Source organism: Pseudoalteromonas sp. SaAl2, from assembly GCF_052947895.1.
In genome coordinates, this window is record NZ_CM129605.1 from 1,721,974 (window position 1) to 1,738,375 (window position 16,402).

Genomic DNA, 16,402 nt, shown 5'->3' on the forward strand with positions numbered 1-16,402 from the left:
GTTATATAACAAGATGGCTAATCTGAATTAGCCATCTTACATTTATACAATACTATTAAACCGAACGGTTTAGTAACATTGATTTGATTTGTCCAATTGCTTTAGTCGGATTAAGACCTTTAGGACAAACGCTAACACAGTTCATGATACTGTGACAACGGAACACGCTGAACGCATCGTCTAAATCGGCTAAACGTTCTTCAGTTGCTGTATCTCGGCTATCAGCCAAGAAACGATAAGCATGAAGAAGACCAGCTGGACCGATGAACTTGTCTGGATTCCACCAGAACGAAGGACACGATGTTGAACAACATGCACACAAAATACACTCGTAAAGACCATCTAACTTATCACGTTCTTCGATAGTTTGAAGACGTTCACCCGCCGCTGGCGTGTCATTTATTAGATAGGGTTTTACTTTTTCGTATTGAGTGTAGAACTGACTCATGTCAATAACAAGGTCACGTACCACAGGTAAACCTGGTAGCGGTCGAATTACTATTTTACCTTTGCCATTTTTTTGTAGCGTAGATAAAGGAGTAATACATGCTAAACCATTTTTACCATTCATGTTGACGCCATCAGAGCCACACACCTTCACGGCATGAACGACGGAAAGAAAGTGTTGGATCTTGCTCTTTTAAAAGTAAAAGTGCATCCAATACCATCATGTCGTGGCCTTCTTCCGTTTGCAAAGTATATTCTTGCATACGTGGGGCATTATCAACATCTGGATTGTAACGATAAACAGAAAATTGTACTTGTGCCATCGTCTCGCTCCTAGTATGTACGTGCTTTAGGTGGAAATGCTTCGCGCAGTTTTGGCGCATAGTTTACATCACGCTTGCTCATTTCATCCGTATTAGGGTTGAAGATTGAGTGACATAACCAATTCGTGTCATCACGATCTGGGAAGTCAAAGCGAGAGTGTGCACCACGGCTTTCTGTACGGAAGTTTGCAGCTACTGCTGTTGAGTAAGCTGTTTCCATAAGGTTATCTAGCTCTAGACATTCGATACGTGCAGTATTGAAATCTGATGATTTATCATCAAGACGCGCATGCTGTAAGCGTTCACGAATTTCTTTAAGCTCTTGTAGACCTGACGCCATAGAGTCACCTTCACGGAATACCGAGAAGTTAAGCTGCATACATTGTTGTAGGTCTTTCTTAATTTGTACTGGGTCTTCACCTTGACCTGGCGTTGAGTTTTCCCAACGATTAAAACGTGCAAGTGACGCTTCTAGGTCAGATTCTGAGGCATCTTTTGATACTTCAACATCATTTAGGTAAGTACCAAGGAAGTTACCTGCAGCACGACCAAATACCACTAAATCAAGTAATGAGTTACCACCTAAGCGGTTTGCACCGTGTACAGATACACAGGCAATCTCACCAACTGCAAATAAGCCTTCAACTACTTTTTCGTTACCATTGGCATCGATGTGTAGTGCTTGACCATTTACGTTAGTTGGCACGCCACCCATCATATAGTGACAAGTAGGAATTACTGGAATTGGCTCTTTAGCTGGGTCAACGTGTGCGAATGTTTTAGCAAGGTCACAAACGCCTGGAAGACGTAGATTAAGCGTTTCTTCACCTAGGTGATCAAGCTTAAGTTTAATATGAGGACCCCAAGGACCATCACAACCACGACCTTCACGAATCTCTGTCATCATTGAACGGGCAACAACATCACGTGACGCTAAATCTTTGGCATTCGGTGCATAACGTTCCATGAAACGTTCGCCATCTTTATTTAAAAGATAACCACCTTCACCACGACAACCTTCAGTTACAAGTGTACCGGCACCAGCAATACCCGTAGGGTGGAACTGCCACATTTCCATGTCTTGCATAGAAATACCAGCACGAGTCGCCATACCAACACCGTCACCAGTGTTAATGTGTGCATTAGTGGTTGATGCGAAAATACGACCTGCACCACCTGTAGCTAATACAACTGCTTTAGACTTGAAGTAAACAACTTCACCGGTCTCTATTTCGATTGCAGTACAACCAACAACATTACCTTCGTCATTTTTAACTAAATCTAGCGCATACCACTCAGAGAATACGTTAGTTTTGTTTTTAACATTTTGTTGGTAAAGAAGGTGTAATAATGCGTGACCAGTACGGTCAGCTGCTGCTGCAGTACGTGCAGCTTGTTCACCACCGAAGTTTTTCGATTGACCACCGAAAGGACGTTGGTAAACACGGCCATTTTCAAAACGAGAAAATGGTAGACCCATATTTTCAAGTTCAGTAATAGCTTCAGGGCCTGTATTACACATATATTCGATAGCATCTTGGTCACCGATGAAATCGGAACCTTTAACAGTATCGTACATGTGCCATTCCCAGTTATCTTCGTGTGAGTTACCCAAAGCAACTGTGATACCACCTTGTGCAGACACAGTGTGAGAACGCGTTGGGAAAACTTTAGAGATAAGTGCACAGGTTTTACCTGATTCAGTGATTGCAAGTGCAGCGCGCATACCCGCACCACCTGCGCCAATCACGACGGCATCAAATTCACGAACAGAATATTTCACTTAAACACCCCATAAAACGATTAGACCAATAGCTACGTACGCTGCTGCCATAAGGTTTAAAACAAACCCTAAAACTGCACGCAACTTTGCGCATTTAACATAGTCTGTTAGTACTTGCCAAAGGCCAATACGGGTGTGAACCATAATGCAAACCAGGGTGATGAGAGTAAACCCTTTCATTGCTAGGTTTGAAAACAGGCCTTGCCATGCTTCGTAAGTGACTTCAGGCGTCGCTAAAAAATAGCCAATAATAAAAATCGCATACGCGGTAATTACTAGTGCCGTGGTACGTAATGAGACAAAATCTTGTACACCATCACGTTTAAGAGTTGCTTGATTTAAAACCATATCCAAACTCCTGCTAGTACAGAAGCAACAACGCCAAGTGCCATAGCAATCTTAGCGCTGAAGTTACCTGATTCAAGTTCTTCCCAATGTCCCATATCCATAATGATATGACGAATACCGCCGATAAGGTGGTATGCCAATACAGAAATGGTGCCCCAAGCTATAAATTTGGCAATGAATCCGCTAAACAGACCCTTGACGAATTCAAAACCTTCAGCAGAAGAAAGAGACTCAGACCAAGCCCAAATGACAAACGTTAAAGCAAAAAATAATGCAACACCGGTGACGCGGTGAAAAATTGATGCTTTAGCCGTTGCCGGCATAGATATAGTTGTTAGATCTAGATTTACAGGTCTTTGCTTTTTCACAGTTACTTGCCCATCTTGCCCACATAGGGGCTCATCTACTTGTTTTTCTAAAACCCACTAAAAAATAATTTTTTTAATGGAACTATCTAAGTAAACCCTTTTAATACGAGTAAAGTTCACATTTATGCAAAAATTACATGTAAAAATAACATTTACCTACAGACAATACGGTATAAAACCTTTGATAGTATATATAGCCAAAGGTCTTTTTACAATTCTTGTTTAGTTAGAGACGTTTGCGAATTAGCCAATGGTATAATATTTAATCCTAGCAGAATATTTATTATACATTTGTGCATAATGTTTATAAAAATTGACTTTAACCCCCTCTTTCACGTTAAAATGAAAAGAATGTGCTTAAACAGATTCAGAACATAACAATCAGAGTTGTTATCTTAATAGGAGATAAATAGATGGCGGATAAAAAAGCCACAGTCCATATTGATGGTCTAGATCCAATCGAACTTCCGATTTACCAAGGTACTGCAGGTCAAGATGTCATTGACGTACGTACCCTAGGTTCACATGGCCACTTCACTTATGACCCAGGTTTCATGTCGACCGGTTCTTGCGAATCTTCAATCACATACATTGACGGTGGCAAAGGTATCCTGCTTCACCGTGGTTACCCGATTGAACAGTTAGCTGAAGGTTCAGATTACATTGAGCTATGTTACTTACTATTAAATGGTGAGTTACCAACTAAAGAACAATACACTGAATTTGCTAAACAAATTACTCACAGCACCATGCTTGATGAGAAAATTGCAAATTTCTTCCAAGGCTTCCGTTTTGATGCACACCCAATGGCAATGCTTTGTGGTGTTGTTGGTGCTTTGTCTTCTTTCTACCATGAAGATCTTGATATTACTGATGCAAGTCAACGTAAAACAAGCGCAATTAAATTAGTTGCAAAACTACCTACTATTGCTGCTATGGCTTACAAAACAAACATTGGTCAACCATTTGTTTACCCACGTAACGACCTAAGCTACGCTGAAAACTTCTTACACATGATGTTCTCTGTACCAGCTGAAGAATATAAAGTTAACCCAGTAACAGCTAAAGCAATGGATAAAATCTTCATGCTTCACGCTGACCACGAACAAAATGCTTCAACGTCGACTGTTCGCCTTGCTGGTTCTTCAGGTGCAAATCCTTATGCATGTATCGCGGCAGGTATTGCATCACTTTGGGGCCCTGCACACGGCGGCGCAAACGAAGCATGTTTGAACATGTTAGAAGAAATTGGTTCAGTTGATCGTATCGACGAATACGTTGCTAAAGCAAAAGATAAAGCGGACCCGTTCCGCTTAATGGGCTTTGGTCACCGTGTTTACAAAAACTTCGATCCACGTGCAACAGTAATGCGTCAAACGTGTCATGAAGTATTAGAAGAGCTTAACATTCAAGATCCACTGCTTGATATTGCTATGAAGCTTGAGCAAATTGCCCTTGAAGACCCATACTTTGTTGAGAAGAAACTTTACCCTAACGTAGATTTCTACTCAGGTATTATCTTAAAAGCAATCGGTATTCCTACAAGCATGTTCACTGTAATTTTTGCAATGGCACGTACTGTAGGTTGGATCACGCACTGGGACGAGATGCTTTCTCAACCTGGTCATAAGATCAGCCGTCCACGTCAGCTTTATACTGGTCACACACAACGTGATTACGTATCAACTGACAAGCGCTAATTAATTATTATCGTTTATAAGGCCGCTTTTGCGGCCTTTTTTATTCCTATTTCAATTATTAATGGTTGAGAAATATCGTAAAGCCATTACAATTCCCGCTACTTTTTATTGTTTGGTTTTGCTATGTTTGCTGTTGAAAAAGTTCGTGCTGATTTTCCCATTTTAACTCAACAGATAAACAACCAACCCTTAGTTTATTTAGATTCTGCTGCAACAACACAAAAGCCCCAGTCAGTTATTACGGCGACTGAACGATTTTACACACAGCAAAATGCCAATGTTCATCGTGGCCGCCATACACTTAGCGAGCAAGCGACCAGTGCCTATGAAGCAGCCCGCGACAAAATAGCCGGTTATTTTAATGTCCACAGTCGTGAAATTGTGTGGACCAAAGGCGCTACCGAGTCGATTAACCTTGTTGCCAATGGACTTAGTCAACAACTTGATAAAAATTCAAGTATCGTAATTAGTCCACTAGAACATCACGCTAACATCGTTCCATGGCAACAACTCGCCATGAAAGCAGGGGCATCCTTACATGTGCTGCCAATTCAAAGTAATGCAACAATTAACATTAATACCTGTGTGGAATTTCTAAAATCAGTTAAACCTACTGTTTTTGCTATCACTCACGCATCCAATGCCTTAGGGAACATTACTAATCTGGTCCCATTACTGCGCGCTGTTGATGAGTTTAATACCATTACTTTGATTGATGGTGCGCAAAGTGCAATGCATTTACAACCTAACTTGCAAAGCCTTAACTGTGATTTTTATGTGTTTTCCGCTCACAAAATGCTTGGCCCTACAGGTATTGGCGGGCTCTATGGGAAATATGAACAACTAAATGCGCTGCTTCCCTATCAAACTGGTGGAGAAATGATTGAAAGTGTTAGTTTAACGCACAGTAAATTTCGCGATGCACCTGGTAAATTTGAAGCAGGCACCCCAAATATTGCCGGTGTAGTTGGCTTTGCTGCCGCAATTGATTATTTAAATAGCTTAGATAAAGCCGCAGTACATGCACATGAACAAATGCTGTTTAGTTACGCTATAAGTAAACTTAAAAATATTGACGGCATCAAAATTTACAGTGATATAGACAATAACATAGGCACAATTTGCTTTAATTATAAAGACGAACATCCATTTGATTTAGCAACATTATTAGATGGCTATGGCGTTGCAGTTCGCAGCGGCCATCATTGTACCCAACCATTGATGACGCATTTAGGAATTAATGGCAGCGTTAGAGCAAGCTTTGCCTTTTACAATACAGTCCAAGATATTGATGCTTTTATTAAAGCACTGCAAGAATCCATCGCTTTATTAGATTAAAAGTAGATATGACATGAATAAAACGTTTAAAGAACTCACTATAACACTAAATAATTCCCCTGCGTGGCAACAAAAATACCGCGAAATTATGCTGCTAGGAAAACAATTACCTGCCATGCCCGAGGTTTTAAAAACACCAGATGCGCTTGTACCTGGTTGTGAGAGTAAAGTTTGGCTATATCTAGACTTTGATCTACAAGAAAACTGTTTAGTTATTATTGGGGATTCAGATACACGTATTGTAAAAGGCCTGTTGGCGCTTATTCTATCATTATATAATGGCTTAACTCCAAGCCAAATTTTAGCCATTAATGCATTTGAAGAGTTTGAAAAACTAGGTTTGATATCTCACTTAAGCCCATCACGTGGCAATGGTATAAAAGCCATTGTCGAACGTATTCAAACAATGGCTAAACAAAAGGTGCTTTAAGCTTTAGCTAACCGTTGTTTTTTATCTAAATATTTACGAACAGCTTTGGCTGCCACAAAAAAACCAAAGCTGCCTGTGATCATAGTCACTGAGCCAAAACCATTATTACAATCCATGTTCATAGAGCCATCAGCATTTTGTTTTGCATGACACACGCTACCATCTGTGCCCGGATAAACTAACTGCTCTGTAGAGTACACACAATCAATATTAAATTTACGCTTTGGGTTGCTACTAAAATTGTACTGTTTACGTAAAATATAACGTACTTTAGCGAGTAAGGGATCTTGAGTAGACTTTGCCACATCACCAAAGGTAATTTGGCTCGGATCTGTTTGTCCACCTGCACCACCGGTTGTAATTATAGGCAGTTTATTGCGCTTACAATGAGCAATTAGCGCCGCTTTTTCTTTTACTGCATCGATACAATCAATTACATAATCAAAACCTTGGATGTGCTCGCGAATATTATCCACAGTAATAAAATCATCGATAACTTCAATATCACATTCAGGGTTAATAAGCTGACAGCGCGCCTTCATTGCATCAACTTTAGCTTCACCAACAGTGCCAGTTAGCGCATGAATTTGGCGGTTTACGTTAGTTGCGCATATATCATCAAGATCTATCAGTGTAAGTTTACCAACGCCCGTTCGTGCTAATGCTTCTGCAGCCCAACTGCCTACACCACCGATACCAATAACACAAAAGTGCGCATTTTGGAGCCATTCAAATTGTTGTTGTCCGTATAAACGCTTTATACCACCAAAACGAATATCTGTTACAGAATCTGTCATTTACCAGTCCAAGTTCCAAGGCGTTTGCCAAGATTGAAAGTTATCATGTTCTATTAATTGACCAAACTGCGTGCTGCTGTTTGGCTCGCAAATAAACTCAAAGTGCTCACTTTGCCATGTGAAGCACAGTGCATATGCATGCAAATAGGTGCGCTGGGATTCAGTACCACCATACAATGCATCACCTAAAATCGGCGCGGCAATGCTTTTTAATGCAACGCGCAATTGATGTGTCTTACCTGAGTACGGCTTTAAAATATACCCGCGTAAATTAGCTGCTACACTAAATGAATAAAACCGTGTGATTGCTGGGTTAGTATGCGTTTTCAAAAGTTTAAAACTACTGCGGCGAGATTTAGCCATATCCCCTTTTATCCAGCCTTGCTTTTTCTTTGGCTTAGCATCTGACAAAGCCAAATAAAATTTATCAACCTCATGCGCGGTGAAAAGCCGAGTAAACTCAGCAGCGGCCTGGCTACTTCGCGCTAATATAATTAACCCTGAGGTAACTTTATCTAACCGATGGACGGCAAATAACTTTTCACCCAATTGCTGCTCAGCTAAAACCACAAAACCTGGCCCCTCTTCACTATGGAAGTTGAGCCCTGCCGGCTTTTCAATAACATAAAAGTCATTATGTTCAGCAATAACTGTTAAAGGTAACGACTTATTCACTCAAAGAATTACTTTTTAAATAGTGCACAACGCGAGCTAAATCTTCAGGGGTGTCAACACCTGCATGAGGTGCAACGTGTGCCTGCTCAATTTTATCTGATGACCATGATAAAGTACACGTAACTGTTCTAAAGACTCTAATTGTTCAAGCGGTGAAGGGCTAAGTTCAATGTATTGTTTAATAAACCCTGCGCGATAAGCATATATACCAACATGACGTTGGTAGCTTGCTTTATCTACAAGATGATTATTAGCTGAATTCATCATGTTGGCACGATCAAAAGGAATACTCGCACGGGAAAAATAAAGCGCATTTTTATGAACATCACTCACTACTTTTACTGCGTTTGGATTAAATACTTCTTCAATATCTTCAATTGCAACACTCAATGTAGCCATTGGCGCAACCGAACCAGCTAACAATGCAGCGACTTGGCTAACATTTTCGCCAGCAAGTAATGGCTCATCACCCTGTACATTCACTACGATGGTGTCATCGCTGAGGTCAAGTAAATCCATTACTTCTGCTAAGCGCTCTGTTCCAGACTGATGATCTTCACGTGTCATTAATACATCACTAGTGAACGTATTGACCGCCTCGAAAACCTTTTGATGATCGGTTGCAATAACAACCTTACTTGCGCCGGACGCAAGTGCCTTTTCATACACGTGCTGGATCATCGGCTTACCACAAATATCCGCAAGGGGCTTGCCTGGTAGTCGGGTCGATGCGTAACGCGCAGGAATGACAACTACGAATTCCACTTTTCTACCTCTTCTTGGCTTAGCTCTCTCGCTTCGTTTTCAAGCAATACAGGAATATCATCAACAACTGGGTAAGCTAATTTTGCTGCCGTGCTGATTAATTCATTATTTTCTTTGTCCAAACGTAACTTACCCTTGCATACTGGGCAAGCGATAATTTCAAGTAATTTTGTATCAAAGGCCATCGAGGATCCCTTTTTCTTTGAGTAATAGATTGAGTTTATTAATTACCGCGCTTGATGGCTTTGCATCAACGGGTAAAAAGTACCAATTTGGTTTAGCAAAAACGCGGCATTTTACCGCATCCTTCTCTGTCATAATGACAACTTCATCGTTATATTTTTCAAAATCAGCTGCTGTATAAGCATAATGATCACGATAATGAGCCGTAGAAAGTAACTTAACACCCGAGCGTTGCAGAGTATTTTCAAATCGCGTTGGGTTTCCAATTGCACTTATTGCATGGCCGCTATGTAGTTTACTTTGCACATTTTCACCCGTGGCCACATTTAATAACGCCGATGCTTCTAATTGATAATTAAAGTTATCAGCACCTCCGTTTTCTATGACTAAATCAACCGTTTTTAAACGTTTTTTAGTTTCTCGCAGTGGGCCTGCTGGCATCAAAAAACCATTGCCAAAGCGGCGCTCGCTATCCACTATGCAACACTCTATGTCGCGACCCATTTTATAATGCTGCATACCGTCATCGGAGATAATGACATCTAAATCGTATTTTGCATTTAAAAGCTTTATATTGGCTTTTCGATCAGGGCCCACAACAACCGGACAACCTAATCGGCGCTGAATAAGTACAGGCTCATCCCCTGCTTGTGCTGTTGTGGTTGAATTATCAACAATTAAAGGGTAAATCTCAGAACAGCCACCGTAACCACGGCTAATAACGGCAACCTTTAAATCGTTGTGCTGTAAATATTGAGCAAGCCAAATAACAAACGGTGTTTTACCATTACCACCCACACTAATATTACCTACTACAATGACCGGTACTTCGCCTTTGAATTGCTCCAATAGACCGACTTTGTAGCATAAACTTCGCAACGTTGAAATAAGCCAAAAAAGCCCGCTCAATGGTAATAATAATAAGGTTAATAAGCTAAAGCTTTTATACCAGCTTTGTTCTATTTTACTCACCCTTGCTCACCAAACTGCATTTTGCATAAAGCGGCATAAGTGCCGTCATTTTCTAGTAGCGCCTGATGATCGCCACTTTCGATAACTTGGCCATTATCAATCACGTAAATACGGTCACTTTTTTCAATTGTTGATAGGCGATGGGCAATTACGATTGATGTTTTATCTTTCATTAATTTATCGAGCGCTTGTTGAATCAGCTTTTCAGATTCAGTATCAAGGGCTGATGTTGCTTCATCTAAAATCAAAATAGGGGCATCTTTTAAAATAGCACGGGCAATAGCGATACGCTGGCGTTGCCCGCCAGAGAGCATCACCCCATTTTCGCCCACCATGGTATTTAGGCCTTCAGGTAAATCTTTTACAAATTCCCATACATGGGCTTGTTTAGCAACCGCTAACAGTTCATCGTCAGCTAACTCTCTTGAAATGCCATAACTGATATTATTGGCGATGGTATCGTTAAATAAAACCACCTGTTGCGATACCAAGGCAAACTGTCTTCGTAAATCAGCAAGTTTATAGTCTCTCAGTGCAATACCGTCTAATAATATTTCGCTAGGTGCTTGTAAGTCATAATAACGCGGTAGTAAATTGGAGATAGTTGACTTGCCCGAACCTGACCGGCCAACTAAAGCAATACTTTCCCCTGCTTTAATAGTCAGCGATAAATCGCGTAACACGGGCTCTTCTTTCGTTGGGTAATTAAAAGTCACATTTTTAACTTCGATTAACCCTTTTACTTTATCAACAGTGACTGAGCCGGTATCTTTTTCTACTTCTTCATCCAGTACTAAAAAAATACTTTGTGCAGCAGAAATACCCCGTTGTAAATCGCTATTGACGTTAGCTAGTTGCTTAGGTGGACGTAACAACATCATCATTGATGAAATAAGCACAACAAAATCACCAGAGCTGATAGTGTCGATCATCGATGGCATAGAAACAACAAATAAAATAACGGCCATAGCACTGGCAGCTAAAATTTGAATCACTGAGACACTCAGCGCTTTTGTCGCATCCATTTTAATTCGTTGTTGGCGATTGTGGTTATTGATAGTAGCAAACTGATCAATCTCTTGCTTTTGGCCGCCAAAGCCATGTATTACTTTATGGCCACTGAGCATTTGCTCTGAGCTACGGGTCACTTGCCCCATCGCTGATTGTATATTTTTAGATATGTGACGAAAGCGTTTTGACACCACGCTGACAATAACCGCCACTAATGGAATAATGATCAAAAATATTAAAGACAACTTCCAACTGGTGTAGAACATCACAGTAAGTAAAAACACCACAAAAGCGCCCTCACGTACCACGATTAACATAGCTTTAGTAATCGCTTGCTGTACTTGTTCAGTATCAAAGGTGATTTTCGATATTAAATCACCTGTAGAATTTTTATCATGAAAAGAGACTGGTAAATGCAGAATATGCTCAAATAATTGTTGCCGTAATGAGCGCACCACTTGCGAGCCCACATAACTCAAGCAATATGATGACATGTAATTGAAAAAACCACGACCAAACACGAGTGCAACCACAACAAATGGTGCATATTTTAGTACGTCACTATTACGTTCATTTAAGCCCTGATCAATAAAAGGCTTCATTAGTTGAATAAATAAAGCATCCATGGCTGAATAGCCAATCATGCCCACCACAGCTAAAATTGCGATACTCTTATAATCACCCACATAGGTTAATAAGCGCTTGTAGATTTGCGATGTAGTTTGATCCATAACACTCTCTAATTCATAGTCTGGGGCTATTGTAGCCTCCAGCAACACAAAACTAAACTCAATCTTTTAGAAACCAATAACTTTGTGCGCGTGCGTAGTCAATTTTGTATTCACTTTGATAAAATTTGATACTAATTTGGCCATGTATAGCTGTTGAATACTGCTGAGCGTGTTTTTTTTGATAACGTTTTACAACTTCTTCATGGGGTAAACCCCACTGCCCTTTATAGGATGTTGAATGCAATACAACCTGTGGGCTTACAGCGTTCACAAACTCGTCGCTTGATGATGTTTTACTGCCATGATGAGGGCTTAACAATATGGTACTTTTCAAGTCTTCATTTTGCTTGATTAATTCATGTTCCCGTTGCATTGTAATATCTCCAGGTAACAACACACTAAATGCGCCATCTGAGATATGGATCACACATGAGTTATCATTATCTGAAGTAAAATTCCCTAAGTTTTTGCTCACTGTAAACTCTAAACCTTGAAACCTAAACTGTTTAGCTAAACACCCTTGCTCAGGTCCTTTAGGTTGTAATAAATTAAACGTTTCTAAATACCCCTGCGCTAACCATGGCTTTAGCCCCCCTGCATGATCTTTATCCATATGGCTAACCACAGAATGCTCAACTGTAATGGCGTTGTTTTGAATGTGGGGTAACAAATACGAATGGACACGAGTATATTGGTTAAAATAAATAGGGCCTAAATCATACACAAAGCCTTTACCATTTTTACTTATCAAGACCATAGTGCCGTGGCCCACATCAAACACGTCGAGTTGCCAAGTAGGCTTTACTTGCAAAAGAGTATCAACTAACGCTAAAAACAAAGGAATTAACGCCAATAATTTTTTTGTAGGTAAGAGGTAGAAAATAATCCCACTAAGATAAAATGTCTGCACTAACACCAAACTCAATGTATGCGAACTAAGCCAGCGGTATTCATTAGGTATATTCAAAAGAACGCTGAAACAAAGGTTTAATAAGCTATCTAAAATTTGAATTATTGGCTCAATGCTGATGAAAATACTAAGCGAAGTGAACAGTACTAAACATGGCATGATCACAAAACTCAATAAAGGGATCGCAACCAAGTTAACTGCTAAACCGATTAAGCTAACCCCATTAAAAAAATATAAAGATAATGGTAGTAAACCTACAAACAGCGCACATTGTATAACAGTTAAATTTTTCAATAATGCGAAAAAACCACCACGAAAGCTTGATAACATATTTAAAATTAAAAAAATAATCGCAACGGCACAAAATGAAAAATATAGCCCAGGATTTAGCAAGCTAAATGGATCAATCGCTAAGGTAAGTACCAGCGCATATAATAGACTATGCCACTTCAAAGCTTGCTTAGAATAAAAATAGACGAGCAAATAACACCCCAACATAATTAACGCACGCGTGGCTGAAACTAAAAAGTCACTCAAATACACATAACAAAACGCAAAAATGAACCCTCCTGTGCTATAAATGAGTGAAAGATTAACGGTTTGATTTATTAAAGTTATAAAAAGATACACTATGTGTTTGGCTACAAAATAGCCAATACCAAACATCAGACCAATATGCAAACCAGAGATAGCTAACAGATGACTTAAACCAAACTGTTGTATGGTTTGTTTTTGTTCATACGACATTAATGCTCTATCTCCAGTCAATAGAGCATAGTAAAGCCAACTCATCTGAGTATCATCGTAAGTGGCTTTAATAAAATGACGATATGCTTTAATGCTACTGGCTTTATTCGGCTTTATTATTTGCATAGATGAGGAAGCTTGTTTTGCCTTAAAAAATAACCGTTGACTGAACGAGTAACGCTCTCTATCAAAGCCATGAAAATTTTTTTGACTGCGAAACTTAGTTAATTTAAGCCGAGTAGTTATTCTGTCACCTATAGCGATGTCTGCATCGGTTTTTAGACTCACTAATGCCTGTGGAGCTTTAAAGCTAATTATGTTTCGTGGGTTATGAAGTTTAGCTTTTAAATAATAGTTATCACGCTTAGAAATAATCTCAACAACGTCAAATGTCACAAGTTTTGATTGATTTTCAGTCACACTGGAATAAGAAATCGAATAAAAACATGAAAAATGTACCCAAACAGATAAAATCCCGCAAATAAAACCTAACAATACGGGCAAAAACGGCTTAAAATACACGCTCGTTATCACTATAGATAATGTTAAGAGAGTAAATACAAGGGTCTGATAATAAAAAACGGTTGTAACGCAGCCAATAACAAACCCAATGCTTAACCACACTGATGTAAATGGTTGCTTTAAATGGCTAAGAAAACGATCCAACGGTTTTTACCCGATCACAATACGATTAAACAGCATAAATTTTTACAAATTTTTGGCCGTTTACTCCACGATGCCAACCTGTGGCACCTAAATCGACGTTCCGCGCGAGGCGCATTCTCTGTCGGTTTATTCTTTGCTTTCATCCCTGTTCCTTTTCAGATGGTTTTAGCTGCAGCTCTCGCTATTCCTTTAAGGGTCAATCTGCCTATATCTGTTGCCGTTGTTTGGATCACCAACCCATTAACAATGCCGCCTATTTTTTATTGTTCATACTTAGTTGGTACCATTGCACTTGGACAGCCTGAGCAACACTTTGCTTTTTGAACCAAGTTGGCAATGGTTCATCGAAAGCCTTACCACTATTGGTCCCGCGTTTTTATTGGGTTCTGTGATATGTGCAACAGCCGCTTCGGTAATAGGCTACTTTGGCATTGATTTACTTTGGCGACGCTCAGTACGTAAGGCGTGGCTAAATCGTCACTTAAAAGACTAAGTTAATAAATTATAGTCAAACGCTACATTTGTACCAAATATAGAACAAGATCAAAAAAAGCCAGCTAAATTAGCTGGCTTTTTAGTAGACTCCGCGATGCTAGAGTTTCAAAGTGTATTAACGTACTTTAGCGTCAATCTCGACTAAATCAGTTAAATGACAGATTTCACCACCATGAGTTTTAATGCCATGCTCACCAAAATAATCGCGCTGAGCTTGGACTAAATGTCCATTACTTGGTGTCGTTAGTGTTGCAAAATAAGTTTGTGTTGAACTTAAAACTGGGAATGCTAAGCCAGTCATCATTGCTTGACCTGTAATTTTACGTAATGAATTAGCTTCTTTTTCAAGTGTATCAATGAACTCGACGCCTTGTGCGATATTATCTAAGTAATCGGCACGAATAATACAACCAGCACGCCACGTCTGTAGCGTTTTCGATAAATCGACTTTCCACTGATGCGCACGTGATGCCCCTTTGATTAACGCAAGACCTTGGCGATAAGCCAATAAACTAGCCAGTAGAAATGCTTCTTTAAGCTCATCTAAATCAAGCTTAACCTCAGTGGTAGATTTTGCAGCGTAAGTCATTTCTTTTGCAGCATGAGTATCGCAGGTGTTAGTTAAGTGACGAGCTTGCACAGCAGCAACTAACGATGGCACTGCAATACCAAGCTCTAGAGCGTTTTGTGCAGTCCAAAGTCCAGTGCCTTTAGCACCGACTTTATTATCAATTAAATCAACTAATGACTCATCATTATTTGTTTCTAAAGATAAAATATGGCTAGAAATGGATAATAAATAGCTGTTTAAGTCGCCTTCTGCCCATTGCTCAAAAATAGCAGCTACTTCCTTTGGGGAACGATTCGTACCTAAACGAAGCAACTGATACATTTCAGCAATAAGTTGCATTAACGCATATTCAATACCATTATGAACCATCTTCACAAAGTGGCCGCTTGCTGATTGACCTACTCGAGCAAAACATGAGTCACCTTTATAACTGGCAGCCACTTTTTCAAACCATGGCTCGACACGCTCCCAACCGCCCTCTGGAACCACTGGCCATCATAGCAGGCCCGTGACGCGCACCTTCGGCACCGCCAGAAATCCCCATCGTGGCAAACTCAAATTTGTTTTGATACTTTAATTTACGAGTTATGCCATCTTTGTAGTTACTGTTACCACAATCAACAATAATATCGTTACAATCAACACCAGCTTCTACTAGTTCAGTACACACTTTATCAACCAATTCACCAGCAGGTACTAACAGTAAAATTGAACGAGGTGCTGTTAACCTTTTAACCATGTCATTTAAATCAGACACAATATGCAGACGATCCGCCATGCCTTGAGATTTAGCACAACTTAATAACTCTTCGCCCGCATCGGGGTTTTTATCATAAGCTACGAGTGTCAGCCCTTTTTCTATCAGGTTTAGAGCCAGATTTTTACCCATAACGCCTAACCCTACTAATGCAACTTGCATTTAGTGTCCTCCTCGGTAACAACTATTGGTTAGTAAATGAAAATAATACCGCGCGCATTATACCCAAGCCGCTCAAAAATGCGAGCCTGAGTTAAAGTAACCGCTCTAAATACACGCCTAGGTATTATATCAAACAACGAGCAACACAGGGATTATTTAACATCAATTAGAACATTGACTGACGCTGACACCGGTGTCATAATGTCGTAATATTAATTTTGTA

12 protein-coding genes and 4 pseudogenes are annotated in these 16,402 nt (G+C 39.9%); 4 read left to right on the forward strand and 12 right to left on the reverse strand.

The window, feature by feature from the left end; all coding sequences use genetic code 11:
* Nucleotides 1-55: 55 nt before the first annotated feature.
* From ACU8V8_RS08365 to sdhC, 4 genes and pseudogenes are all read right to left on the reverse strand, one after another.
* A pseudogene (locus ACU8V8_RS08365) lies at nt 56-770 on the reverse strand (succinate dehydrogenase iron-sulfur subunit).
* Between the two features lie 10 nt (nt 771-780).
* Nucleotides 781-2,553, reverse strand: a complete 1,773-nt coding sequence (sdhA, locus tag ACU8V8_RS08370) for a succinate dehydrogenase flavoprotein subunit (protein WP_446889451.1) — start codon at nt 2,551-2,553, stop codon at nt 781-783.
* Complete coding sequence (sdhD, locus tag ACU8V8_RS08375) at nt 2,554-2,901, reverse strand: succinate dehydrogenase, hydrophobic membrane anchor protein (RefSeq protein WP_256825905.1); 348 nt, start codon at nt 2,899-2,901, stop codon at nt 2,554-2,556.
* Nucleotides 2,892-3,269: a succinate dehydrogenase, cytochrome b556 subunit gene (gene sdhC, locus ACU8V8_RS08380; RefSeq protein ID WP_087534157.1), complete on the reverse strand. Its 378-nt coding sequence runs from the start codon at nt 3,267-3,269 to the stop codon at nt 2,892-2,894. Before sdhC ends, sdhD begins: the two co-directional genes overlap by 10 nt.
* Nucleotides 3,270-3,682: 413 nt before the next feature.
* On the opposite strand from sdhC, the gene ACU8V8_RS08385 reads away from it, so the two are divergent.
* From ACU8V8_RS08385 to ACU8V8_RS08395, 3 genes are all read left to right on the forward strand, one after another.
* On the forward strand, nt 3,683-4,969 hold the full coding sequence (locus tag ACU8V8_RS08385; RefSeq protein ID WP_446889452.1) for a citrate synthase: 1,287 nt from the start codon (nt 3,683-3,685) through the stop codon (nt 4,967-4,969).
* A 123-nt stretch (nt 4,970-5,092) separates the two neighbouring features.
* Nucleotides 5,093-6,307 (forward strand): aminotransferase class V-fold PLP-dependent enzyme, encoded by a 1,215-nt coding sequence (locus tag ACU8V8_RS08390; protein ID WP_446889453.1) that lies wholly within the window; start codon nt 5,093-5,095, stop codon nt 6,305-6,307.
* 13 nt (nt 6,308-6,320) lie between these two features.
* Entirely contained in the window at nt 6,321-6,737 is a 417-nt protein-coding gene (locus ACU8V8_RS08395) for a SufE family protein (RefSeq protein ID WP_446889454.1), read from the forward strand.
* Here the strand turns inward: ACU8V8_RS08395 and tcdA are convergent.
* The 7 genes and pseudogenes from tcdA to ACU8V8_RS08430 all read right to left on the reverse strand — a co-directional run bounded on the left by tcdA (nt 6,734) and on the right by ACU8V8_RS08430 (nt 14,152).
* On the reverse strand, nt 6,734-7,534 hold the full coding sequence (gene tcdA / locus ACU8V8_RS08400; protein ID WP_446889455.1) for a tRNA cyclic N6-threonylcarbamoyladenosine(37) synthase TcdA: 801 nt from the start codon (nt 7,532-7,534) through the stop codon (nt 6,734-6,736). The two genes, ACU8V8_RS08395 and tcdA, sit on opposite strands and share 4 nt — an antisense overlap.
* Nucleotides 7,535-8,209, reverse strand: a complete 675-nt coding sequence (locus tag ACU8V8_RS08405) for a TIGR01621 family pseudouridine synthase (RefSeq protein ID WP_446889456.1) — start codon at nt 8,207-8,209, stop codon at nt 7,535-7,537. It lies immediately after the preceding gene.
* A pseudogene (gene kdsB / locus ACU8V8_RS08410) lies at nt 8,202-8,974 on the reverse strand (3-deoxy-manno-octulosonate cytidylyltransferase). The gene ACU8V8_RS08405 and the pseudogene kdsB overlap by 8 nt, the downstream one beginning before the upstream one ends.
* Nucleotides 8,962-9,159, reverse strand: a complete 198-nt coding sequence (locus ACU8V8_RS08415) for a Trm112 family protein (protein ID WP_087534164.1) — start codon at nt 9,157-9,159, stop codon at nt 8,962-8,964. The pseudogene kdsB and the gene ACU8V8_RS08415 overlap by 13 nt, the downstream one beginning before the upstream one ends.
* Nucleotides 9,149-10,129, reverse strand: coding sequence for a tetraacyldisaccharide 4'-kinase (gene lpxK, locus ACU8V8_RS08420; RefSeq protein WP_446889457.1), 981 nt, complete (start codon nt 10,127-10,129; stop codon nt 9,149-9,151). The genes ACU8V8_RS08415 and lpxK overlap by 11 nt, the downstream gene beginning before the upstream one ends.
* Nucleotides 10,126-11,871 (reverse strand): lipid A export permease/ATP-binding protein MsbA, encoded by a 1,746-nt coding sequence (gene msbA / locus ACU8V8_RS08425; RefSeq protein ID WP_446889458.1) that lies wholly within the window; start codon nt 11,869-11,871, stop codon nt 10,126-10,128. The genes lpxK and msbA overlap by 4 nt, the downstream gene beginning before the upstream one ends.
* A 58-nt stretch (nt 11,872-11,929) precedes the next feature.
* Entirely contained in the window at nt 11,930-14,152 is a 2,223-nt protein-coding gene (locus ACU8V8_RS08430; RefSeq protein WP_446889609.1) for a DNA internalization-related competence protein ComEC/Rec2, read from the reverse strand.
* 21 nt (nt 14,153-14,173) lie between these two features.
* On the opposite strand from ACU8V8_RS08430, the pseudogene ACU8V8_RS08435 reads away from it, so the two are divergent.
* A pseudogene (locus ACU8V8_RS08435) lies at nt 14,174-14,687 on the forward strand (DUF2062 domain-containing protein).
* A 117-nt stretch (nt 14,688-14,804) separates the two neighbouring features.
* Here the strand turns inward: ACU8V8_RS08435 and gndA are convergent.
* A pseudogene (gene gndA, locus ACU8V8_RS08440) lies at nt 14,805-16,179 on the reverse strand (NADP-dependent phosphogluconate dehydrogenase).
* Between the last annotated feature and the right edge of the window lie 223 nt (nt 16,180-16,402).